Origin of the sequence: Proteiniphilum sp. UBA5384, assembly GCF_002410825.1 — a bacterium.
In the GTDB taxonomy this organism is placed as follows: Bacteria; Bacteroidota; Bacteroidia; order Bacteroidales; family Dysgonomonadaceae; genus Proteiniphilum.
This window is the reverse complement of record NZ_DHOS01000056.1, coordinates 4,673-30,134: the sequence shown is the minus strand read 5'-3', so window position 1 is coordinate 30,134 and position 25,462 is coordinate 4,673. Positions and strand designations below refer to the sequence as shown.

Annotated in this window: 16 protein-coding genes; 5 read left to right on the top strand and 11 right to left on the bottom strand. The window is 46.3% G+C overall.

Going from position 1 to position 25,462, the window contains the following annotated elements:
- Positions 1-41: 41 nt before the first annotated feature.
- From B4G81_RS10970 to B4G81_RS10930, 9 genes are all read right to left on the bottom strand, one after another.
- A complete protein-coding gene (locus B4G81_RS10970) occupies positions 42-1,250 on the bottom strand; it encodes an esterase (RefSeq protein WP_294082438.1) in 1,209 nt (402 codons plus the stop codon).
- A 38-nt stretch (positions 1,251-1,288) separates the two neighbouring features.
- A complete protein-coding gene (locus tag B4G81_RS10965) occupies positions 1,289-2,170 on the bottom strand; it encodes an alpha/beta hydrolase (RefSeq protein ID WP_294082436.1) in 882 nt (293 codons plus the stop codon).
- A gap of 102 nt (positions 2,171-2,272) precedes the next feature.
- The gene (locus tag B4G81_RS10960) at positions 2,273-3,676 is read right to left on the bottom strand and encodes a carboxylesterase/lipase family protein (RefSeq protein ID WP_294082434.1); all 1,404 of its coding nucleotides are present in this window, start codon (positions 3,674-3,676) and stop codon (positions 2,273-2,275) included.
- An 82-nt stretch (positions 3,677-3,758) separates the two neighbouring features.
- Entirely contained in the window at positions 3,759-4,520 is a 762-nt protein-coding gene (locus tag B4G81_RS10955; protein WP_294082432.1) for an alpha/beta hydrolase, read from the bottom strand.
- Positions 4,521-4,689: 169 nt separating this feature from the next.
- Complete coding sequence (locus tag B4G81_RS10950) at positions 4,690-5,508, bottom strand: MBL fold metallo-hydrolase (RefSeq protein ID WP_294082430.1); 819 nt, start codon at positions 5,506-5,508, stop codon at positions 4,690-4,692.
- Between the two features lie 106 nt (positions 5,509-5,614).
- Positions 5,615-7,255, bottom strand: coding sequence for an alpha/beta hydrolase (locus B4G81_RS10945; protein ID WP_294082428.1), 1,641 nt, complete (start codon positions 7,253-7,255; stop codon positions 5,615-5,617).
- 36 nt (positions 7,256-7,291) lie between these two features.
- Positions 7,292-8,857, bottom strand: coding sequence for a RagB/SusD family nutrient uptake outer membrane protein (locus tag B4G81_RS10940; RefSeq protein WP_294082425.1), 1,566 nt, complete (start codon positions 8,855-8,857; stop codon positions 7,292-7,294).
- Between the two features lie 23 nt (positions 8,858-8,880).
- Positions 8,881-11,982, bottom strand: a complete 3,102-nt coding sequence (locus B4G81_RS10935) for a SusC/RagA family TonB-linked outer membrane protein (RefSeq protein WP_294082423.1) — start codon at positions 11,980-11,982, stop codon at positions 8,881-8,883.
- Between the two features lie 63 nt (positions 11,983-12,045).
- Positions 12,046-13,701, bottom strand: a complete 1,656-nt coding sequence (locus B4G81_RS10930; protein WP_414703192.1) for a carboxylesterase/lipase family protein — start codon at positions 13,699-13,701, stop codon at positions 12,046-12,048.
- Between the two features lie 227 nt (positions 13,702-13,928).
- Between B4G81_RS10930 and B4G81_RS10925 the strand changes: the two genes are divergently transcribed.
- The 4 genes from B4G81_RS10925 to B4G81_RS10910 all read left to right on the top strand — a co-directional run bounded on the left by B4G81_RS10925 (position 13,929) and on the right by B4G81_RS10910 (position 21,366).
- Positions 13,929-17,963 (top strand): hybrid sensor histidine kinase/response regulator transcription factor, encoded by a 4,035-nt coding sequence (locus tag B4G81_RS10925; RefSeq protein WP_294082419.1) that lies wholly within the window; start codon positions 13,929-13,931, stop codon positions 17,961-17,963.
- A 129-nt stretch (positions 17,964-18,092) separates the two neighbouring features.
- Positions 18,093-18,992 (top strand): bifunctional enoyl-CoA hydratase/phosphate acetyltransferase, encoded by a 900-nt coding sequence (locus B4G81_RS10920; RefSeq protein ID WP_294082417.1) that lies wholly within the window; start codon positions 18,093-18,095, stop codon positions 18,990-18,992.
- A gap of 51 nt (positions 18,993-19,043) precedes the next feature.
- Positions 19,044-20,123, top strand: coding sequence for a butyrate kinase (buk, locus tag B4G81_RS10915; RefSeq protein ID WP_294082415.1), 1,080 nt, complete (start codon positions 19,044-19,046; stop codon positions 20,121-20,123).
- A gap of 49 nt (positions 20,124-20,172) precedes the next feature.
- Complete coding sequence (locus B4G81_RS10910) at positions 20,173-21,366, top strand: hypothetical protein (protein WP_294082413.1); 1,194 nt, start codon at positions 20,173-20,175, stop codon at positions 21,364-21,366.
- On the opposite strand, the gene B4G81_RS10905 is transcribed toward B4G81_RS10910, so the two are convergent.
- Together B4G81_RS10905 and B4G81_RS10900 are read right to left on the bottom strand one after the other, a co-directional pair.
- Entirely contained in the window at positions 21,363-22,739 is a 1,377-nt protein-coding gene (locus tag B4G81_RS10905; RefSeq protein WP_294082411.1) for a dipeptidase, read from the bottom strand. The genes B4G81_RS10910 and B4G81_RS10905 overlap by 4 nt on opposite strands.
- A 131-nt stretch (positions 22,740-22,870) precedes the next feature.
- Positions 22,871-23,752, bottom strand: coding sequence for an SMP-30/gluconolactonase/LRE family protein (locus B4G81_RS10900; RefSeq protein WP_294082409.1), 882 nt, complete (start codon positions 23,750-23,752; stop codon positions 22,871-22,873).
- A gap of 210 nt (positions 23,753-23,962) precedes the next feature.
- Here B4G81_RS10900 and B4G81_RS10895 point away from each other — a divergent pair.
- Positions 23,963-25,462: hypothetical protein (locus B4G81_RS10895; protein ID WP_294082405.1), on the top strand; the 1,500-nt coding region annotated here is incomplete at its 3' end.

Here is a 25,462-nt window from a genome sequence, read left to right as displayed (position 1 = left end):
CTAAATATATGATAAATCAATTCAAGGAATTTGTCGGTTAATTACCTGAATAGCATGGGGGCGAACTCAGTAAGGTAGATACGCCAGTTCTTCCAGATATGTCCTTCGCCCGTCTCTCTATATGTATATTTAAATCCTATTTTGTCCATCTGTCTCATGCTGTCGATAACGCCTTGATACAAGAAATCGGTATTTCCACAAGCGATCCAATACAATTTGAATCCGTTATCTTGCTGCGTCTTCAGTTTTGCCACAAATTCTTCGGTGTACTTTCCTTTGTCTTCGCTGTCGGGCATCATCATTGTTGCGATCGGAGGGGCAGAAAACACACCCACATAGTCGAAGGTATTGGGATATTGAGCAGAAATCGCAGAAGAGTGCATACCACCCATAGATAAGCCGGCAACCGCACGATGTGCTTTGTCTTTTTTCACCCTGTAATTGCTTTCCACAAAGGTCAAGATGTCCCCAAAGCTGTCTTCCATGCTGGCAACGGCTTGGCGAGGGCCTCCTCCCATTACGGGGGCATAGGCACGACTTGACTCGCCGGGAGCCGCGGCATTTTGAGTATGGCCATTTGGCATCACAATAATCATTGGCTCCGCTTTTCCCTGGGCAATCAGGTTATCCATGATCTGCGCTGTACGTCCCAGCGCGATCCATGCTTCTTCATCACCGCCTGATCCGTGCAGCAGGTATAACACGGGATAGGACTTGTCGCTGCCTTCGTATCCCGAAGGAGTATAAATGGTGACGCGACGTTGTTCCTCTAATGTGGGGCTGTTGTACCAGCGACGGGCAACAGTGCCGTGCTTGACATCGTTTACACGGTATAAATCGCCCGGGTTGCCAGGGACAATAAACACATTGGTTACCGAGGCCACGTCGCGAATCATATATATATTTGAAGGATCGGTTGTCTTCAACTCATCAACGATGAATGAGTAACTATACAGTTCGGATGGCAACGGTTCCGGGGTGGTAAATTCCCATACCCCATCTTTGCCCTTGGTCAGGTCGGCTACGCCGGGTCCGTCGAACTCACCAAATGGTGTACTGATCTTTTGGGTCGGCAGGAAATCCCCTGTTACCTGTACTTTTTCTGCTTTCGGAGCATTGAGCCTGAAAGTAACGCTGTTGTTGTTATGAATTTCCGGAGAAATCACGGGAGCTCCTCCCCAAAGGGCCTGTTGGGCAAACGTCATGGCGCACATCAACAGGGCTATTATCACGATTGTTGCTTTTTTCATTGTTGTTTTTATTTATGCTGGTTTATAATATGTCAACTCTATTTTCCAAAGGTGCGGGAGATGAATGGCAAGCTCACATAGAGCGCCGAGTGCCAATACTCCCAGGTGTGCCCTCCGTCGCGTACACGGAACTGGCAGGGTATTTGTGCTTTGCGCATGGCTTGTGTGAATTCGATATTGCGGTCCAGCAAGAAGTCGTCATCGCCACAATCCACAAACCATTGGATGGAGCGAAGTTGTTCTTTTCGTGCTTCGTCGGCCTCTTCCACAAATTTTACGCAGCTGTTTTCAATGACCGACTTGGTCAGGATGGCCATCTTGTCGTCGGGATTCTGTGACGGTGCGGCTCCTTCCTCGGGAATGCTCATCAGCGCGCTCATGGCATACACGGCACTGAACCTGTCGGGATGGCGCTGCGCGTAGCTGGTTGCTCCGCCTCCGCCCATTGAGAGGCCGGCGATGGCACGGTGTTGTTTGTCGCCGATTACGCGGTATGTACTCTCAATATACGGGACAAACTCCTGGAAGAAGAAATCTTCGTATGCCCATCCAGGCATATTGAAATAGCCATTCCAGTCGCCTGCATACACATTCCCCCCGGCGTTGGGCGTAACGATAATCATTTCTGTCGCCTCTCCCGAAGCCACCAGCTGGTCCATCACATCCTTCAGGTGTCCCCTCATGGTCCATCCCTGATTGGTATCCATCATGCCGTGCAGCAAGTAGAGGATAGGGTACTCTTTCTCCTTGTCTACCTCGTAGCTCTGTGGCAGGAAGATATTGAAAGCCCGGTCTGCATGCAGGATTTCACTATGGATGCTGTCCGTCACTATCTTGCTTTGTGGTCCCCATCCCGGGAACTGTGCATGCGCCGCCAGTATGGCAATTGCGGCAAAAAATGTCAGAATAGTTCTCTTCATGTTTTTTTATGTTTATTGAATTAGTGCTCAAATTTACTAGGAATGTCATATATCGTCCAGGGCTATTTACCTGTTTCCACACCTGGGGACTATTGTAACGCTTTATTTCACCTGAATATCCAAGGTCTGAATATGCTCATTTGATTTGGTGCAAGGATCCCACAAAGGCACACCCTCACCATTCGGATTCCCGGTTTTAGCGAAGTTGGTCCAGTAGGTCACCATTCGCTCGCTCAGTTCAAAATCGGCCTGTTCCATCGGTCGCCAGCTCTTGCCCAGCGTTCCAAACATATACCATAGTTCAGCAGAATGGAACGCTCCCTTCATATCGCCAAAACCACCCATTTGCGGTCCGGCAGGCATATCTTCTCCCGGCAAATCGTGGCTGAAGCAGTAAACGTAAGCCGGTTCCTTGCCTTGTTCTTCAAGGAGAAGGCTCCAATCCACGGCGGCCTTTTTCATCACATCCGGCATCAAATCTTCCGACGTATAACCGATCATATAGGGGATGTCCAGTTGATTCCCCACTTTCGCCACCTCGTCCGGTGAAGCTGTCAGCAGTTCTCCGTCGATAGAGGGTCCAAAAGGAAGTCCCCCGAAGGTTTGCTGTTTCATCAGGTACTTTATCATCACCTCCTGAAACTTATCGGCAGGAAAGAGGCGCATCTCCTCTAACGTTGTCGCTTCCGCCCCATCCCACATCTCCTTGCCAGTCTTTTCTGCTTCCCGCAGAGGTTTGGCGGCAATGATTCCACCCAGCCCTCCACCACTTTGAATGATGGCGCGTTGAATAAGGCCTTCGGTCAGCGGAGAGGAGATGAGCGCCTGCACGCTACCCGCACCGGCACTCTGTCCCATTACGGTTATATTGCCGGGATCGCCTCCAAATGCCGCAATATTGTTTTTCACCCATTTCAGGGCAGCCAATTGGTCGAACAGCCCATAATTGCCGGATCCTTTGCCCTTATTCTCCGCCGTCAGGAGCGGATGCGACAAAAAACCGCTCATTCCCAACCGGTAGTTAATGGTCACCAATATCACTCCTTTTCCTGCATAGGCATTGCCATCGAATTCGAGTTCATGTCCATAGCCGGCCATATATCCACCGCCATGTATCCAGAAGATTACCGGCAGCTTGGCGTCTTTCCCTGCCGCCGGCGTCCACACATTCAGATAGAGACAGTCTTCGCTGCGTTCCGGATTACCACCCTGATAAAACTCCTTCCAATAAAAAGAGCCTACCGTTTGGTCTCCTTGCAAGGATGCCGCACCAAAGGTGTCACATGAACGCACTCCCTGCCAGGGCAATACGGGTTGAGGCTGCTTCCAGCGTAACTCCCCCACAGGAGGGGCAGCGTAGGGAATCCCTTTATATACCATCAATCCGGGCAGGTCACCGGCTACTCCTGTTATCTCTCCTCCCTCCACTCTCAAAACAGGTGTCCGGGCATGCATTCCCATGAGCGGAAGCAGGCCTATGAACAGTGATAGAATTGCTTGTTTCATCTAATGATTATTTTTTGTTGTTTAAAAAAATCAAATATGCAATAAAAATGACAGTGTATGATAATCGAACGCTGTCCCTTAACTATTTTTCAAACGAGCGAGACACAAAGGGAAGCGCAAGATAGAGGGCGCTTGTCCAATACTCCCAGGTATGGCCACCGTCGCGAATACGTAACTGGTAAGGAATCTGCTGTTGACGCAAGGCTGCCACAAAAGCGACGTTGGCATCGTAGGTGAAGTCATCATCGCCGCAATCCACGAACCAGCGAACGCTCTTCCAGGCTTCCACCTGTTCAGGTGTTCCCTCCAGAATAAGCTTTACGCAATTATTATCTTCCACAAGCTGATGAATCTTTTTCTGCACAGGATCATTGAAGTTGATCCAGAACAAATTGTCATGACGATAAAAATAACCGCTCATGGAATAGGCCGCGGCAAACAATTCGGGATGTGCGGTGGCATATACCACTGAGGCACCACCCCCCATCGAAAGTCCCGCAATGGCACGGTGTTGCTTGTCGCTCTTCGTGCGATAGGTAGTGTCGATATAAGGAATCAGCTCTTCAAAGAAGTAATCCTGGTACCTCCAATCGGGGTTGTTGAAATAGTTCATGAAGTCTTTCCCTGCTTCGGGACAAACCACAATCATCTCACTGGCATCCTCGGCAGCAATCAGCTGATTGGCGATTTCCTGCAACTGTCCGGCTTTTGCCCAATCGGTATGGGAACCGCCTCCACCATGAAGCAAGTAAAGGACAGGATATTCCTTGTCCACGTTTTTATCATATGTCGCCGGCAGATAAATGGCATATTCTCGTTCCAGATTCAGTATGTCACTGGGCATTTTTTTATATTCTACCCTTCCTGTGCTCGGGAACTGTGCAAAACCGCATAGCCAAACAGATACAAAAAAACCGAGTAACAAAATTCTATTTTTATACATAGATTAAGTAGTTTATTTATAGAGAAATAATTGAAAATGGGGAGTTCCCACGATCATTCTAATCACTCCTTTAATTTATATTTTCAGGGTCGAACACGATCATGGCTTGCCCATTGGCAACGATCATCGGATTTTTACAGGCGATATCTATTCCCATATTGGGATAATCTTTTGCTCCTGTTGTGTCTCCCTCACTCAGCCGCTTTGCCAATACCTTCATGTCGAGGATATAATTTATGTCGAGTGGACGTTTTACGTAGGGATAGTGTCCTACGTAGAGTTTGGTGATGTTGTGTCCATTCATCAACTGTTCCATTCTCGCGCAGGAGGCATAATAATCGTTCATGGGTACATGCGGTTTCAACTGCAGCCATACTTGTCCTGATCCGAAAGCATCACCAGTAAAAGAGGCATTGATGGAATGGTCCATCAGAATGATAGAGCCGGGTGTATGTCCGGGCATCAGGTAGACCTCAATATGTCGGCCACCTAAATCGAATGAATCTCCTTCTTGCAGCCACTTGTACTCTCCTTCAAAAATTATGTCGATTGGTATGATGGTGTCTGCAGGATGCATGTAAACCTTATCGAAGAAACGGATGTTTCCTGCATGATCTCTGTGGTTGTGAGTAAGAACAACTATTAGTGGTTTCTGTGTGATTTTTCGGACAATCTCGTCTAGATCTTCACATTGGGTACCGGTGTCGATCAGCATTGCACGGTCGTCACCTTCAAGGATATACATAGTGGTCATATCGGCAGTCTCTACCACCCATGTTCTTTCTTCAAGCTTGCTTATCGTTAACTCTCCATTCTTGAAAAGTTCCTGTGCCGCTGTTTTGGGAACCGCAACAATTAAAAGAAGGAGAGCTGTCAAAATATTTTTCATACTCATTCTATTAAGAATTTACACATCAGTAATGAATATTTCCATGCAGCATATTTTATGCTGCATGGAAAAAACTACTCTACCTATATCAGGAAAAGACACACATTCAATTCTCGGAAAAAAGTGTACCGAGTTTTGCTACAATTTTAGGGGTACAAGCCATCCAAAATGCCCAGTCATGCGCGCCATCACGGGTGATATATTCGTGATCAATACTCATGCTATCCATGAATCCTTTAAACCAGCCAGCCGTCTCATATAAGAAGTCGCCGGTTCCTATCTCCAAGGTAATACCCGGTAATGTTGCTCCCTCTGTCACGGCAGCTCCATAAATGTCGAACAAATTGGGTGTTCCGTCTATCATTACAGCAGGGCTGCAAGCGTAAACGTAAGAGAACATCTCCGGGTGAATTCCGCCATAATAGAGTGAACCATATCCTCCCATTGACAGGCCACCGATGGCGCGGTTTTCCCGATCTCCTTTCACTTTATATAGCGCCTCGACTGTTGGGAGGAACTCGTCGAAGAAATAGGTCATGTATTGGGCATCTCCTTGGTAACCGTTTACATAGAACAGATTTTTGCCGTCTACTGTACAGTTAGGCATGATGACAATCATTTCAGGGGCTGTGCCGGCAGCGACGGCTGCTGCTACTTGCACATCAATCTTGCCACCGGTGATCCAGTCATTGTTTCCGCCGTCAGCACCATGCAACAGGTAAAGCACAGGGAAAGTCTTTATGCCATCCCAGCTTTCGGGCAAATAAACCGAGTATTTCATATCCATACCCAACACTTCACTGGTGATGGTTTGGTCTTTTAGCACCGTACCGCCATTATTCACTTCGGAGGCAAACATGATGCTGAAAGCACCGTCTGTACCAGGTTCATTTTGTGCTGTCAGTGTAACCAGGTTTTCACCACTGAAGCTGTACAGAGGATTTCCGTTCATGTCTTCCGCCGCTGTAATCACAATACTCCCTTGGGTAACATACTGTTTTTTATTGTTCGCATCGGTAAAATAGGTGCCACCACCCATTTCTACCCCCCATTCAGGAAAATACACCACCCAGCCGTTGTCCGCCAGCCACGCTTCGGTTGGATAGCCGGCAGTAGTATAAGTGCCTACCAGGTCGGCCAATGTCATTCCCGCGTTGTTGACAGCATCTACATGGAACACAGCAACCCCGTTGGGATCCGAGACGGTGATCGCATATTTCGTGAGTTCGGGATACACCGTTTCATTTTCATCCACCACCTGATTTTCCACAATAGAAATGGTGTAGCCGCTTGCTTCGGGATCATCCTCTCCTACTTCAAAAGAAAGGACTCCCTTATAATCTACTTTGAAACGATTACCCGAGGCATCAGACAGTAAACCGGAGATATAGTAGGTGCTCTCTAGAAGAGTTATTTCCAAATTGCCGGAAGCCACCACAATATCGCCATTTATCACGGCCGAGAACTGATTTTTGTTGCTCACGGCAGCCGCAGGAGTATACACGCCAGCAGGCATAATCCATTCACTACTTCCGAGGGTGAGTGTCATGGTGTTTGTGCCGTCAGAAAGTGTCATAGGGAAAACCTTGATGCCCCCGCCTATTTTTTCGGTTGTCGCTTGCTCAACTTTGTCGAACACATATCTATCCATGTCATATTTTCCAGACAGCGAGTCTAGTGAATCTTCATTGCACGCACCCACAAAACAGAGCATCAGCAATATCAATAAGGGTTGTATCTTTTTCATATGATTATCTTATCTTTTTAGCGTTAATAATAGAGGTTACCAGTCTGCATGCTGATCCATATTCGGATTCAGTTCTATCTCCTTGAGGGGTATAGGCAACAATTTGTGTTTCGATTTGAACCCGTAAGTTGAATTCTTAAACAAAATTTCAACACCGGTAGCAGAATAACTTGGAATCTCCATTCCTTGATTGGCCAACACTGTTTCGGCATCTCCCCACCGCACTAAATCTTGGAAGCGAACACTCTCCAGGCAAAGCTCCAATCGTTTTTCTTTCTTTACATCCTCCAGTGTTACAGAGGTTAAGTTGGGCAGTTGCGCGCGGGTACGGATTTGGTTGATATATCCCAGTGCCTTGCCGTTATTTCCACTTTGCACGTGGGCTTCCGCAGCCATCAACAGGACCTCTGCATATCGCATCACACGCAGGTTTATGTACTGTAATACCTGAAAATAAGAGGCGTCATACACATTGTCGGCTTGCAGTGCCCGGTTTTTCCACATGAAATAACCTTCGTGTCCTACCAAGTTCGCCCCTGTCTGTAGTGAAATGCCAGCAGTTTCCATCTGTTCCGCAGTGCGCAAAGTGCTATTGAATCGATAACCATTCGCGCCCTCCATTTCCATAAAGGCATCGTACAAACCCTTCTTGGGGTTCATGAACCCATATGTGCCAGAGGCTATAAGTGCGGAGGCACTGCCGGTAATGTTCAGCTTATCCGTACGCCATCCTTGCATGATGAAGGTCATGGTATATTGGTTCCAGGCTTGTTCAGAATCGTTGCGCTTTTGTACCTCCAGCATAGATTCGGGACTTCCGTCGGCAACAGCATGCAGCAATTGGTCATAGTCCCCCGTATAGAGCTCGTATTTGCCGGAATCAACAACTCTATCCAGCATTGTGGCCGCCTCACTGTATTTCCCTTGAAATAAATAAGCTTTTCCCAACATGGCCTGCGCCACTTCTTTTGTAACTCTGATACCGGTTACATTGTCGTTGACACTACTTTTGGAGGGAAGTGAGTTTGAGTTGATCGCATCGTTGAGGTCACTCTCTACAATCTCCCAAAGTTCCTCAGGAGTGCTATTTCCAAGACGATACTCTCCCGGAGTCAACAAGTGGTCGACAACCGGAGCTGTTCCAAACAGCGTCACCAATTCAAAGTGCGACCATGCCCGATAGAATTTCGCCTCCGCGACAGCACGTTTTTTGACATCCGTATCCGGCTCCAGCAAATCAATAATCAGATTCGATTTGTAAATGATACCATACGTTCCAGAATATATACCTTGTATCATGCTATGGTCGGTGTCGAATGTATATTCATTTAATTGCTCCATTTGGGGATTGTCACCCCGAGAACCGCCACCAGCCCACACATCATCAGCTAATAAGTTTTTCGTGTAAAACCAATTATAATAATTGGCAGCCCAACTTGTATACAAGGAAGCCAGTGCCTGCAAGGCATCTTCATCAGTCTTGTAAAAGTCCTCCTGGCTTCCCTTATTTCCATGTTTTTCTATGTTCAGACGATCTTCACAACCTGTACTGAAAACAGATAGGAATCCTAATATCAATATGTAAAAATATTTAGTTTTCATTGTTATTATTCATTTGAGGGTTATTAAAACTCCAGATTAACACCGAACACCACTTTTTTAGAACTCGGATAAGAACCTTTATCAACGCCCATCCCCGATGTAGAGTTGGCTGCGGCTTCAGGGTCAAACCCTGGATATTTGGTGAAGGTGAAGAAATTGTCCAACGATCCATACAGTCGGAGATTGCTGATATTGATTTTGTTCGTGATGTTTTTAGGAATGGTATACCCCAACTGGATCTGTTTAATCTTAAAGAACGAGCCATCGTATACCAATGCATCAGAGACCTGGTATTTATCCATATTAGTGGCACCGGCGCGTGGTACCGAACCGTTTGTGTTGGAAGTTGTCCAACGATTGTCATAGAACACTTCCCTCATTTTATTGGATGCCGCATAATCGGGACGATTGATTGCATTGAAGATGTCATTTCCACTAGAACCAGTGCCAAACACTGTTAAGTCAAGTCCTTTCCATCCGGCAGTCAAAGTAATACCGTACGTAAAGTCAGGAATGGCATCACCGATATATGTCAGGTCACCATCGTTTAGATCGCCGCTATTGTCCAAATCGGCAAATGTAGGATTGCCTGTTTCCGGATCCACACCGTTGAATTTATATCCCCGGAAATAATAGACGGGGTATCCCTGTTCGAAATAGGTGATGGTATTCGTATGAAAGTTCACACCTGAAAGACGAGTGATGGAAGGATCGATATAGGTCACTTTATTCTTCAACGTGGCTAGGTTTGCACTGATGCTATAGTGAAAATCGTTGATATGATCCCTCCAACCTAATTCAAACTCCCATCCTTTGTTGCTCACATCACCGGCATTCATTGGAGAGGTAGATCCACCGATAATCAATGAAGGAGTGGTACCTGACACTAACAGGTCTTTGGTTTTCTTATCGAAATAGTCCATGCCGAAAGTCAGCCTGTCACGGAAGAAGCGGGCATCGATCCCGATATTTATCTGCTCGGAGGTTTCCCATTTCAGCTCATCATTACCCAACGTCGACGGAGAGGTGCCCGTAATGTAGGTATTTCCCGGCACAAAAGGATAAAGTCCGCCTAATGCCATGTCTGTGCTATATGCATAGCCTCCCAATGCGGCCAAACTGCCATTCTGCCCCCAACTGGCACGAAGTTTCAGGCTGCTGATTTGATCCCTCAGTGGGGCGAAGAAATCTTCCTCTGAGATTGTCCATCCTGCCGATACTGCAGGGAAATATCCCCATCGATTTGTAGAAGGGAGATAGGCAAGGTCGGCAGCATCAGCACGAAGCGATGCTTGCAGGAAGTAACGCCCCACAAATTCATAGCCTACACGTCCGAAGTAGGAGAGCTTGGCCGTACGTGTTTTTTCTCCACCGACCCCTTTAATGGCAGAAGCCGAAGCATAATTCAGATAATAGAACAGTGGATCATTCTTCAACAACGCGTCTTCCTCATTAGCCGCAAGACTGCCGTATACGAAATCATAAGAAGACTCTTGGTATGACATCCCCAACATGCCCGTTACCGTGTGGTCTCCAAAAGTTTGCATGTAATTGGCAAAGTTTTCCCATTGATAATAAATCGTTGTGGAAGAGGTATTGTTCTGTCCCACGTAATCGCGGCTCTGTGTGGCATTGCCATAGAATGGGAGGGTGGTATTCGAGCTGCGGGTGCCGGATAATCTATATCCGAAACGGGAAGTAAGGGTTAATTCCTTCAGAGGCTTAAAGTCGCCATAAACAGAGCCGTTGACATTATACCCGCTGTTTTTACCAATATTGTTGTCCCGCATGATCATAGGGTGATACTGCTCACCAGCGTAGTATTTGGATACGGCATAATAATCTCCATTCTCATTCTGTAGTAAATGCTTGCCATTGTTTAGGGCGGTTAACATCTGAGACGGCAAATTCTCATAACTATAGGTATCCGGTGTCAAAGGATCCAGCTGTAGAATAGAGGTGAGCAAGCTGCCATATTCGTTATTAGTTGACACACTCCGGACATTGTACTTTTCAATTTGGTTAGTCGTTCCTACTTTTAGCCAAGGTTTAATCTCACTTTCAGAATTGATGGTGGCAGTCAAACGTTGGTATGAATCAGCATCACCTTTTACAATGCCATCATCATCTAAATAGGAAAGCGACAGGTAGTAGTTACTTTTTTCGTTCCCATTCATGAATGCAATGTTATGACGCTGCATATTGCTGTTCTCAAAAGCCACATCCGCCCAAGCTGTATTGGTAACGCCATTCCAGTTTTGTAAAAGATAATCCTGTGTAAAGGTATTCGATTCTACCATATAGTCTATGTACTGTTCTGCATTCAACATTTTAGGAATGTTTGCCAGTGATTGAGAGGAGTATTGGAAATCATAAGAAATTTTACCTTGACCGGCTTTCCCTTTCTTTGTGGTGATAAGTACCACACCATTCCCCGCTTCAGCACCATAGATAGCAGCAGAAGCAGCATCCTTCAGCACTTCCATGGAAGCAATATCATTTGGATCAATACCACTGATATCCGACAAACGAACGCCATCTACAACATAAAGAGGATTAGATGACACATTCGATGAATAGCCACGGACACGTACGGTAGGAGATGATCCCGGAGCTGCCGAAGTCTGAATGACTTGTACTCCCGCGGTTTTACCTTGCAATGCCTGTTGTGCGTTGCTAATAGTCCGGTTCTGAATATCTTCAGGTTTCACCTGAGAAATTGCGCCGGTAACAGAACTTTTCTTCTGCACGCCATACCCCACTACAACAAGTTCATCCAATGCTCTTGTATCTTCTTCGAGTATGATGTTGACCACTGTTTGATCATTTACCGTCACTTCCTGAGTTGTATAGCCGATGTAAGAGAAGCTGATCACACTGCCCGCGGGTAGGGAAAGTTGATAATTACCGTCGAAATCGGTCACGGTTCCGTTGGTCGTTCCCTTTTGTACTACACTCACGCCAATCAATGGATCGCCGGCGACATCGGTTATCTTTCCGGCAACTTGCGCGTTTTGAGCGTAAGCGGCTGAAAAAAAGAAAATTAAAACTCCCAGAAGAGAAGCCAGTCTTTTCCTGGCGTTTCGATCAGTTGTTTGTGACAAATGCACAGTTACTTTTTTCATACGATACTAGTTATTAATATTTATAATTCTGTTTTATCTCCGCGTAACCCCCAGAGAAAGGGTTTATAGTCCTCGATACGGTATGGTGTCAATGAGTTGGAGCACCGCCTGGTCGTGATTATTCCATATCTCACACCGGTTGTCGAAAATCATGGTGGCGCCATCCACCGGGTCAAATGCCGGCCATTCAGGCAATAATTCTGTATTCGGATTTCCGGCACGCGCGAAATTAATCCACGCCGTACTCATTCTTTCTGCCAGCACATACGCCTCTTTTCCTCCTCCAGTCATGCTCCTTGATCGATAAATATTGTCGAATACGAAAGGAATTTCCATGCAATGGCTCGCGCGTAACGCGTAGTCAAGCACGGGGGATTCCCAAGTAAACAGGTACATATAGACCGGAGCGCCCTGTTGCTCATGTTTCATTTTTGCCTGGCGCACCGCGTCCGGACGGAAGCGGAAGTCAACGTCAAACAGGTCTGCGGTTGTATGATCAGGATAAGCCCTGGCGAATGCTTCAAGAAAGCGATCAGTTTGTTTGCCATAGGTCTTTTCTAATTCCTTCTTGGCCTCATTCCTGCTCAGAGTCTTCAACTCCGGTCTCCAGCCGCTCATCATGAATTCGTGCAACGTGGAACCGATCATCATCGGAACGTTTTTCGATATCTCGGGAGCCTTGCCCTCAAATGGTTGTGAAGGCAATATGTTTCCGTCGACAGTGGGCGACCAGTTGAAAAGAAAGATGTTGAATCCCTCTTTGAGGCTCTCTTCCTTCACTTTCGTGATCGCCCTATTTCCAGCGGCCAGGAGTTGCTCGTATGGAATATGCTGCAATTCCTCTATCTGTGACGCTTTAAGTCCTAATTCCTCTATTGTGGCAGCGCCGATCCGGCGGGAATATTTGGATTCCATAGTTCTGAGCAACGATCCGCTTTGCACGATCGCTTTATGGAAAAGACCCTCCGCGGCGGGCGTTGCCATTAGGGTGGTCACTTTCCCACCTCCACCTGATTGTCCGAACAGGGTCACATTATTGGGATCTCCTCCAAACTGTTCGATGTTTTCTTTGACCCATTCCAGCGCGGCAACCAGATCGAGCAATCCCACATTTCCCGATTGCGCATACTTGTCACCGAAAGCCGACAAGTCCAGAAATCCCAATACATTCAAACGGTGATTCAATGAAACCACCACCACATCACCCCGGCGAGCCATATTGGATCCCTCATACGCGGGGTGTTCCTGCCCTGAGCCGGCGGCGTATCCGCCCCCGTGAAGCCAGACCATGACGGGCCGCTTTTTATCATTGCCTGTCTTGGGCGTCCATATATTTATCCGCAGGCAATCTTCACCGGGATACCCATCGTCCCAGTCGAAGGCAAATGCCTGTGTGTCCGACAGCCACCCGCTCCGGAATCCCTGGGGGCTGGTTGGACCATAAGCCCGAGAGCTTCTTACACCTTCCCACGGCTCCGGTTCCCGGGGTGGCATAAACCTGTCGGCTTCGGCGTACGGGATCCCCTTAAAGATATAAACTCCCTCTTCCTTGTATCCGGCCACTTTGCCGGATTGGGTTTGTACTACCAGATCTTTTCCATTCGTGATAATCTCTCCTCTATAGGTAGCGGATGCTTCACGGGAGGAAGGATCTGCCACGCAAGAGATAAAGGCGAATATGAATACAAGACTTGAATAATAATGCCTCACAATACACATTTTTGATTTGATAAAGTTAAATTTCACATAAAACCCGATGCAAACGTACCGGTTTATGACAAAGAGGGCTGTCCTCTTTATTCATTGGGTTTGCCAATATGTTTATCGATCTGTTCAATTTGTTCAAAAGATGTCCTGTTTGGTTAAAAGCTGTTTAACAACATAGCGTGGAGGTTATTCTATTTATAAAATTCTTTCTTTTTTGTTATATTTGCTTTACTAAACGAATGAATATTTTGAAAGCATATTATTTCTTTTTTGTTTTTTCTGTGTTTTTTTTGGCATGTGGGAAACATCCGGACGTGAGAAATGCGGAGTTACCTTCTGCAATTGCCTCCGACAATATTTCCAACCAACATATCTCCTGTTTTGAAGAGGATGAGTTTGGCTATATGTGGATCGGGACCAATCGGGGCGTAAACAAGTATAACGGATATAGTTTCCAACAATTCTTCCACACGGAAGATAGTCTCACCCTTTCGAGTAACCAAGCACAAAGTGTCTTCAGCGATTCGAAAGGCAGGCTATGGGTAGGCACCACCTTTGGGGTGAACCTGTTCAATAAGCAAGGTGTCTTCCGGCCTGTTCCTGTTGAAAGCTACAGCCAGAATATTGTATATATAAGAGAGGACAAGGACAAGCGGGTTTTTGTAAACACCGTTTTGGATATTTGTGAATATGATACCGAGGAAGACAGATTTGTTTCACGGATTACATTTCCCCATGAGAACGCGGCCGTATATGGTTTTCATATTGATGAGGCGGGGCGTTTCTGGAGCGTGAGTCCTTCTATGGTGTACTGCCATGATGGGAAGACATTCTCGCTGATTTCAACTTTTCCACTCACCAAGGCTATCCATTACTCTTTTCTCCGGAAAAACGGGGAACTCTGGCTGGCCGCCGGAAATGAGACTTTTGTGTTGGATACGAAGAGCGCGGAGTTCATTCCATTGCCTTCCCCAATACGTGATCACCCTGTTTTATCTGGTGCTATCCTTACCATGATCTACCCCTATGACGATGTGTCACTTTTAATAAATACCCAAAGAGAAGGGCTGTTTCTTTTCAACACATACTCGGGGGAGATCACGCATCAGTCTGACGGAAGATTCCCGTTTACCGTTCCTGAGACGGACATCACGGTTATCTACCGGGACAAGAAGAAGAATTTATGGATCGGTTCATACGATCAAGGTTTTTCTGTTCACTATGAGTACAAGCAGCGCTTTAACGCGAATGATCATTTGCGGGTGCAGATGGAAGAGAAATCGGTGATATCTACCGCGGTGGATCAAGAACAGAACCTGTGGATTGTTACCCGGACCCATGGATTGAAAGTGTGGAGCCCGTTGGAGCAGCGGTTGAGGGATATTGACATGAGTAGCTTATTCATTGAAGACAAATTTTTTCAGGATCGTGTAAATGCCATTTTTATAGATTCGAAAAATACTGTCTGGTTACAGACAAACGGCAAGATTATACGTTGCAGGTACAGTAATAACCAATTGGTGCGGGATAAGACTTTCAATCTGGGATTGAATATAAACAGTATGACTGAGGATTATTTTGGCACCATCTGGGCCGCGGGAAGTGGTGAATACCTCTATTTCCTGAATGAAACCGATGAATTTGAGTCGATCCAACTTTACCCCAAAAGTTTCAATTTCACCAACGGACTGATCTCTCTTTCGAACGGGAAATTACTGATCGCCTCTTTCGGAAGGACCTTGCGTATCATTGATCCACGAACCAAAGAGATGGAAGAGGTTGACATCCTGTCCCATATTCATTCGGGTGTCTTTTTCCCCATAGCAGCATACGAGGACTCGAGGGGAGATGTGTGGATTGGCACCTATGGCAACGGATTGTTTAGATTCTCCCTGCGGGACAAAACGATTGAGCCTGTCAAAGGGCTGACCTGCAACGACGTGAGCAGTATCATCGAAGATGCACAAAGTAATTTGTGGATCGGCACATTATATGGGTTGAGCAAGTATGATTCCACGACAGGCCAGATCACCTCCTATTACAAAAACGACGGGATAGGGGGGAACCAGTTCAATGAACGCAGTTCGTGCAGACTGAATAATGGTTCGGTGGTATTGGGCGGCACCCATGGTCTCACCATATTCGACCCCATTGATGTGACCAACCGTAGCAGGATCCCTCTTTTTATTGAAGAAATGAAGATTCACAACCGAAAGGTGGTGCCCGAGGAAGGGGGTATCATTGAAACTGAAATGATCATGAATCCCCCGGTTACGCTGGCATATAATCAGAACAGTTTTCAGATATCCTATGCGGCACTTGATTACAGTGAGTTCCATCGTGTGAAGTATGCCTATAAGCTGGAAGGATTTGACCCGTATTGGATTGAAGCAAATACACTCCGGCAGGCATTTTACTCCAACCTGCCGGCGGGAAAATATACATTCAAGGTAAAAAGCATGAGCACCGACAATTCGGTGGAGGAGGTCACCACATCGATCTCCCTCCAAGTCAAACGTGCCCCCTGGCTAACAATTCCCATGCTTGTTTTCTATCTGCTGGTAATATTAACTACGGTCTTCTTCATATTCAACCTGGTGATCCGTTTGAGGACAAACCGCAGAAAAATTAGTCAGGCGGTCTATGAAAAGGAACAGGAGAAAAAAATAAACCAGGTGAACATGAGTTACTTCGCGAATATTTCCCACGAGTTCCGGACGCCATTAACCATGATTGCCGGCCCCATCAACCAACTGGGTAATGATCCGGACATCAACGATGAAAACCGGAACCTGCTAATGATCGTGCAGCGGAGCGTGGATCGTATGTTGAGACTGATCAATCAGCTGATGGACTTTAACAAGTTGGAAAGTGATGTGCTGAGTCTCAAGATCGATTTTGTGGAGGTCACTGCCGTCGTGAAGGAACAACTTGAAATATTCCGTATCAACGCGGAAGAAAAGCAGATCTCGATGATCACTTCCGGTCTGCAAAATCCTTTCCGGATGTGGGCAGACACAGACGTGCTGCAAAAGGTACTGAGCAATCTTCTGTCGAACGCATTGAAATTCTCAAAACCGGGAGGTGTGATCGATGTCCGTTTCGATGTCGTATCCCGGGAGGATGCAGCCGATAGTTATCCTTTGACCGAAGAAGACAGGGATAAGGAGTATGTTCAAATATCAGTGGGAGATACGGGTATCGGTATTTCGGAGAGCCAACTGGAAGATGTTTTCAAAAAATATTATCAGGTATCAAACGGGGATTCGGGACATGTGAACTGGGGAACCGGAATCGGGCTGTATTTCTCGCGTAAACTGGTGGAATTGCACCATGGTTATATCAAAGCTGCCAATAAACTCGAGGGAGGCTCCCTCTTTTCATTTATCCTACCCGTGAATATGGAGTCTTATGCGAATTCGGAGCTGAATTATGAAACCGGGACGGAGTCAGAATCCAGACAACCCACACCGCCTCTTGACACCTCTTTCTACCAAACAGAACAGGAGAAACCGAACGAAAAGCCCAAGAATACACTCTTGGTGGTGGACGACGATACCGAAATCACCTATTACCTCAAAGCACTGCTTTCGCCGGCCTATAATGTTGTCACCGCTTTTGATGCAGAGAAGGCGTGGAAATTGATTGTAGATGTGGAACCCGACCTGATTATCAGCGACGTGATGATGCCTGAGACTGATGGACTGTCGTTCTGTCTCAGGCTCAAGGAGAATATCTCCACCAGCCATATTCCGGTTATCCTGCTCACTGCCAAAGTCACCATCAATGACCAGATAGAGGGTTTGAATGTTGGCGCCAATGCCTATGTCACCAAACCGTTCGACCCCTCTTATCTACTCGCTTTGGTGAAGTCTCAACTGAAAAACAGGGATTACTCCAGAGAGATACTCTCCGGATCCACAAAATCGAATACTCTCTCGGAAGAGATGCTTAATTCGCAGGACATGGCATTTATGGATAGCTTGTATAACCTGATGGAGACAGAACTGTCCAATCCTGAACTGAATATCTCTCGTATGACGGAAATACTTCATATCAGCCGTACCAAATTCTATTATAAGGTGAAAGGACTCACGGGTGAGAATCCGAATGTATTCTTTAAGACCTATAAATTGAACCGGGCTGCCGAACTCATCCGTGAACGCAAATATACGATGTCGGAGATCGCCGACTTGACCGGGTTTAGTACCGCTTCTCATTTTTCTTCAAGTTTTAAAAAGAAATTTGGCGTCTCTCCCAGCGAGTTTTCATAAAGAATGCCCCAAATCTATATTTATCTCTTCCTTTATTTACTTTTTGTCAAAAAAACGCTTGATTTATAGCTGCGGATTGCTATATTTTTTGTTTATTTGCAAGTAAAACGACGCAAAATAATAGTTGCTATGATCCGCGATTTGACCGAATTACTCCGGAAAGCGAAAAACCGACCCATCCGAAAGATGGCTGTCGCCGCTGCCGAAGACGAACATGTTTTAAAAGCCTTGCAGAATGCTATGAAAGAGGGAATTATCATCCCCTTGCTGGTGGGTGATAAAGAGAAAATTCAACGAATAGCACAACTGATCGGTTTTTCCCTGGATGGCATCGAATTAATTGATAATAGGGAGGGTGCGGCTGTTTCTGCCCGGATAGCCGTATCGAAAGTAAAAAACGGGGAGGCAGATATTATCATGAAAGGTTTCGTGGGTACCGGTGATCTCCTGAAAGCGGTACTGGATAAAGATATAGGATTACGTACGGACCAGTTGCTGAGCCATGTGGCTTTCTTTGAATCTCCTTATTACCATAAAATATTTTGTGTAACGGATGTCGCAATGAATATTGCTCCCGATCTGGAAGCAAAGGTCCAGATCATTCACAATGCGGTGAAAGCATGTCAGGGAATCGGGATCGGGAATCCTAAGGTGGCAGTGGCTGCCGCAGTAGAAACCGTGAATCCAAAGATGGAGGCAACGGTACATGCTGCTCTATTGAAAGAGATGAATGCAAGAGGTGAGGTGAAAGGGTGTGTGGTTGATGGCCCATTCGCCATCGATATCGCGGTGAGTACGGCGGCAGCACGACATAAAGGCATCGGCGGGGAGGTGGCGGGCGACTGCGATGTAATCCTTGCACCCGATATCGAAGCGGGAAACATGTTTTACAAGGCGCTCAATTTCTTGGGAGGGGCTTCCTCGGCTGCGGTGATAATGGGCGCCGCTGTGCCGGTCGTACTGACTTCGCGGTCAGATGATGAACGGAGTAAATTGCTCTCTATCGCTCTGTCCACGCTGATAGATTAATGGAGGGCAGCTTCGAAAAATGATTCTAAACCAATAAAATAAAATATAGATATGGCAATAAATACACGTATTTTAGTGATTAACCCCGGCTCCACTTCCACAAAAATCGCTATCTTTCAACAGGAAAAAGTGATTTTCCTGAAAACGATTAAACATTCACTGGAAGAACTGAGCAAATTCAAAAGGATCACAGACCAATATGAATACCGCAAGGAGGTTGTTTATGAAGAATTGAAGAATGCGGATGTGCCGGTAGAGACGATTGATGCGGTGATTGGTCGCGGTGGACTGGTCAAACCGATCGGCTCCGGAATTTATCGGGTGAATGAGGCGATGAGGAAAGACCTGCTGGAATGCAAACGCGGGGAACATGCCAGTAACCTTGGCGGATTGATAGCCGCCGATATTGCAAAGCTACTCCCGTCGGCCGAAGCTTTTATTGCCGATCCGGTGGTGGTGGATGAGCTCAATCCGTTGGCCAGATATTCGGGACACCCCGACTTCGAGAGGAGTTCCATCTTCCATGCGCTCAACCAAAAAGCAATTGCCCGCACACACGCCAACTCTATCATGAAGAAATATGAGGATCTGAACCTTATCGTGGTTCATTTGGGAGGAGGCATTACGGTTGGGGCACACAGCAAGGGACGAGTCATTGATGTGAACCAGGGGTTGGATGGCGATGGCCCTTTCTCCCCGGAACGATCGGGGACACTCCCCGCGGGAGCGCTCTTGAAAGCGGCTTTCAGCGGCCGGTATACTTATGAAGAGATGTATGCCATGATTATGGGGAAAGGCGGAATGATGGCCTATCTGGGAACAAATGATGCCTATCTGGCCGAACGGGAAGCGAAAGATGGAGATGAAAAATGCAAGGAGGTGCTGGAAGCCATGGCCTACCAGGTGGCAAAAGAGGTAGGAGCTATGTCTACCGTGCTGAAGGGTGAAGTGGATTCGATCCTGATCACCGGGGGGATTGCCAATAGCAAATGGTTCTGTAACCTTGTCATAGAGCGGGTATATCGTATTGCTCCTGTCCATGTCTATCCGGGACAGGATGAGATGGGTGCTCTGGCAGAGAACGCCCTTCTTGCGATTAACGGTGATATCGAGATAAAAGAATATCAATAGATTTACGTGATATACCGAACTTTCAGCCGGAACCGAACTCTTATAGTAGATGTATCTTTTTAATCCCGAGAACGATCTCGCACTGGCTCATTTCACTGCGAACTATACCCCGCCCGCGTCTGCGAACCGGATGACGGAAGAGTTGGCTATCCTGCCCATTTGGTATGCCGGAATGGATCGAAGGACCTTCGGAAGGAATAATAAGGAAGCGGTAGTAATTGCCGAAGGAGAGTTGAACCATTCATTTCTGGCGTCAATCAAGAAAATTTTACCGCTCCATGCATCACTGATCCCTTTTTCTGATATAGCGTTATACCCTCATCTCAAAATTGTTCCCTGGGGATGGAATCCTACGTTAAGGAAAAAACTTGTATCGTACGGCGCAAATGAGGAAGTATTGCCTTCACCGGAAGAATTAATATGTCTGAGGCATTATTCGAGCAGGAAACATGCCGTAGAGATATTGAGTGAATTGAAAACCGAAGAAGCAGGTGTTTGCGGAGAATCGCATTTCTTCACGGATACGGAGGAATTGTATAATTGGTTGGAGTCTTCACCCGGGAATAAGGTGCTGAAGATGCCTCTCTCCGGTAGCGGAAAAGGGTTGATATGGATATTGGGCGGAATTACGGATAAACAATGTGACTGGTGTCGGAGAGTTGTCCGGGAGCAAGGTGGGGTAGTAGCGGAGCCTGTGCTATCCAAAGTACAGGATTTCGCGATGGAATTTTACTTGCATGAAGGCAAGGCCGATTTTGCCGGTTATTCCTTGTTTAGGACAGCTGCTTCTGGCGCATATACCGGAAATGAGTTGCTTAGCGATGCGAGGATTGAGGAAAAGCTTGGTAAATTTGCTTCAATTGAATTATTACACCGGCTTAGATACTCCATAGAAGAAAAATTATCCCACCGTTTCCCGCTTTATACAGGTTACGCGGGAGTCGACATGATGGTATGTGAGACCTCCTGCGGATATCGTATCCAACCCTGTGTGGAGATCAATATGCGAATGAATATGGGGTTGGTTGCGCGTTTCTTCCATGAACGGTACATGCATCCCGGTGGAGAAGGGAAGTTCGTAGTGGATTATTTTAAGAAACCGGAAAGCGCTTTGTCGTTCAATGAGAAAATGCAACGGGAATCCCCTCTCAAAGTAGAGAACGGAAAGATACTTTCCGGCTACCTGTCGTTGACTCCCGTTACCAAAACCACGAGTTATGTTGCCTATGTAAACGTTTTTTAGCTCTTCACACTCATTTTACTAAAATACTGATAAAAGAGAGGAAGTGTTCTGATACCGTTATAGAACTGTTCTAGCGGGAAGTTCTCATTGGGAGAATGAATGGCATCCGATCCCAGTCCAAAGCCCATCAATACTGACTTAATTCCCAATATCTCCTCGAAAGTGGCGATGATGGGAATACTGCCACCGGAGCGAACCGGTACGGGATCTTTTCCGTACACATCCTTCAATGCTTTTTCTGCCGCTTTGTAGGCAGGGAGATCAATAGGGCAAACGTAGGAGGGCCCTCCATGGAGGTATTCTACCTTCACTTTTACCGATTTCGGGGCGATGGATTCAAAATATTTCACAAATAGTTTCTCTATTTTCTTATAATCCTGATTTGGAACCAGCCGGGTGCTGATCTTGGCATAAGCTTTGGAAGGTAAAACTGTCTTGGCTCCCTCACCGGTGTAGCCGCCCCAGATACCGCATACGTCGAAAGTAGGTCGTATGCCGGTGCGTTCATTGGTGGTGTATCCCTTTTCCCCGGAGAGTTCTTTCACGCCGACCGACTTCTTGTATTCCTGTAGGGAGAAAGGCGCTTTGGCCATCATAGCCCGTTCTTTTTTTGAGACCTCTAACACGTCGTCATAGAAACCGGGAATGAGAATATGTCCCTCATCATCCATAGTCCGGGCGATCATCTTTGAGAGAATGTTGATAGGATTGGCTACCGCTCCGCCGAATATCCCTGAGTGGAGATCGGCAGAAGGTCCCGTCACTTCCACTTGCCAGTAGGCCAAACCGCGCAAGCCTGTAGTGATGGAGGGCACGTCAGGGGCAATCATTGAGGTGTCAGATACGAGGATTACATCGGCCTGCAACATTTTTTTGTGTTCTTTACAGAATTTGGGAAGATTGGGGGATCCCACCTCTTCTTCGCCTTCGATAAGGAATTTTACGTTGCATCCCAGTTCTCCGGATTGTACCATATACTCGAACGCTTTGGCATGCATGAACGACTGGCCTTTGTCGTCATCTGCGCCACGCGCCCATATTTTCCCGTCTTTTATTACCGGTTCAAATGGATCGGTTTTCCAGAGGTCGAGTGGATCGACCGGCATCACGTCCATATGACCGTACACCAACACGGTCGGTGCCTTATCGTCTATGATTTTTTCCCCATAAGTCACCGGGTTCCCATCGGTTTCTATCACCTCTGCTCTGTCGGCACCGGCTGCCAACAGGATTTCTTTCCACTTTTCGGCGGCACGATACATGTCGGGTTTGTGTGAAGGAAGGGATGAGATGGACGGGATGCGGATCAGTTCGAAAAGTTCATCTAAAAACCGCTGTTTGTGTGTTTCTACGTACTTGTTGATTTCGTTCATATTGTTTTTATTTTATAATAGAATTTATATCGAATAGTGTTTTATGTATTTGACTATCAATTATCTTAGTCTTCAATCAATACAGAGTCTAATGTAATAATAGTCGTTTCCCGGATTTTTCCTGAAGATATTTACTGGACACCTTTCACATTCATTTTTAAGATATAGACCGAAGTGCGTGCCGTGATGAACAGAATATCCCGGTCTTTTCCGCCGAAACAAACGTTGGACGGACTTTCGGGTATTTCGATCTCTTGTATCATTTCCCCATCCGGAGAATAAACCCAGACCTTACCCATGGTGAGATAGATGTTTCCGCGGTCATCGATAGTCATTCCATCAGAACCTTCAGGCGCAAAGAAAGTCTTACCGGAGAGGGCTCCGTCAGGCTGGATTCCATACTTCCATATTTTCCGATCGTTTATATCTGCCACGTACAATATCTTGCCGTCGGGTGTCCCTATGATTCCGTTGGGTTGTTTATAATCATCTATCACACGTGATGCCACACCTTCGTGTGAAAGATGATAGACACCCCGTACATCCTGTGCTGGTGCATGTCCCTCTTTCCAGTAGTCCCGGTGATAATAAGGGTCAGTAAAGTAGATATCACCATTAGGAGCGATCCATAAGTCGTTAGGGCCATTCAGATATCTATCTTCATAATTTTCAAAGAGAAGATGTTTCTTTTTATCGCGGTCGAAATATACAAGTTGATTATACAGATCGGCGCAAGCAACTAGCTGGCTATCAGTATTGAAATACATGCCGTTGGATCTTCCGGTGCTATCCGACCACAACTCAATTCCCCGGATTTCATCCCATGCATAAATGCGATCGTTAGGTTGGTCTGTAAAGAAAACTTTCCCATCAGGTGAAACAGCCGGGCCTTCGGTAAATGCATAGCCCGTACCTGCCTGTATCACTTTTGCGTTTTCTGCAATAATACTTGACTCCTGCCCGACAATGGCGACAGTGACTAATAATAAAAGCAAGGTATTTATTAATTTCATACGACTAAAACTATTTGATTGATTTGCTTTATCCACATAGCAACTCGGCAGTTACTTCCGTAAAACAAATTTTCTCCGAACAAATGTCGTGGTGTAAAACTATAAAAAAATTCTGTAACATCGGGTATATTGAAGATGTTTTTTAATTGATTTTTATATCTTTGTATAATATAAGATGCGTCTCAGCATAGTTCAACTAAAAATAAAGTCATGAAAAAATTCTTATCTTTTATTCTTTCTACTTTTCTTATCGGATTAGTGGCGTGTAACAGTTCCGATCAAAATAACAAAAATAGAATGCAGACAACCGATTTTATTTCTGAAGCCAAGGTAGAGACCGTAGTTAAACAACTCAAAGACTCTCTTGGAGAGTCTCACGCATTCCGTATAGAGCGGGGCGTATGGCAAGTGGCTGATCTTTGGAGAGAAACAGATGGCACGGTGGATGACTTCTCCGACTTTTGTAAGAACTCGTTTATCAGTGATACGGCGGAACTTTCCCGGATGTTCAATACGCTGGAACGTAATTTGGAGATAATTTACGGTTACTATCACAAGATAGATGTGATGCTCAAAGCTCCCCTGCAACTGGAAGGGCCTGAGATCACACCGGTGGACATGATGTTTGGAGGGTACGATGTTTCGGCACATCTGACAGATGACCTGTATGCCAATCAAATCGCTTTTATTACGGCATTGAATTTCCCCTTTTATACGCTGGATGAAAAAACCGGACTGGGTGAAAACTGGAGCCGTAAGGAATGGGCCTATGCGCGGATGGGAGACCGGTTTACTGCGCGTGTGCCGGCCGCTATTTTACAGGATATTTCCAGAACCATTACAGAGGCGGATGCTTATATCTCCGATTACAATATTTATATGGGAGAGCTCCGGAATGAGGCCGGGGAACAACTGTTTCCTTCTACTATGAAACTGATCTCCCACTGGGGGTTACGCGACGAACTGAAATCAAATTATGCTGATAAGGAAAGAGGGCTGGAAAAACAGCGGATGGTTTACAAGGTAATGCAACGTATTATTGACCAGTCTATTCCTCTACAGGTGATCAACAGCGATAATTATTCATGGAATCCGATAACGAATGAGTTGTTTGACAAGAATGGAGGAACTGTTGCTTCCAAACCCGAAGATACCCGGCGATATGGGGTATTTCTGAAAAATTTTCATGCCATGCGCCAGTTGGATACCTATTCTCCGGATTATCCCACCCAACTTGTCCGCGCGTTCGATGGTACCATGGAAGTACCGCAAAAAGATGTGGAAGAATTGTTTCGGGGATTAATCTCTTCTCCGCAGGTGAAAGAAGTGGCATCCTTTATCGAATCACGGTTGGGGCGTAAACTGGAGCCGTTCGATATCTGGTATAATGGTTTCAAATCGGGAGAAGGCATTCCCGAAGATGAACTGACAGCCATCACTTCACGGAAGTATCCCGATGCACAAGCATTAGAGGAAGATCTGCCCAATATTTTAGTGAAACTGGGCTGGAAACCGGCCAAAGCAAAGGAAATCACTTCCCTTGTGACCGTCGATGCTTCACGTGGCGCAGGCCATGCCTGGGGGGCTGAAATGCGGAATGATGTCGCTCGGCTACGTACCCGGATCGGGGCGGAAGGACTGGATTATAAGGGTTACAATATTGCCGTGCACGAGTTCGGTCACAATGTGGAACAGACCATCACCATGAAC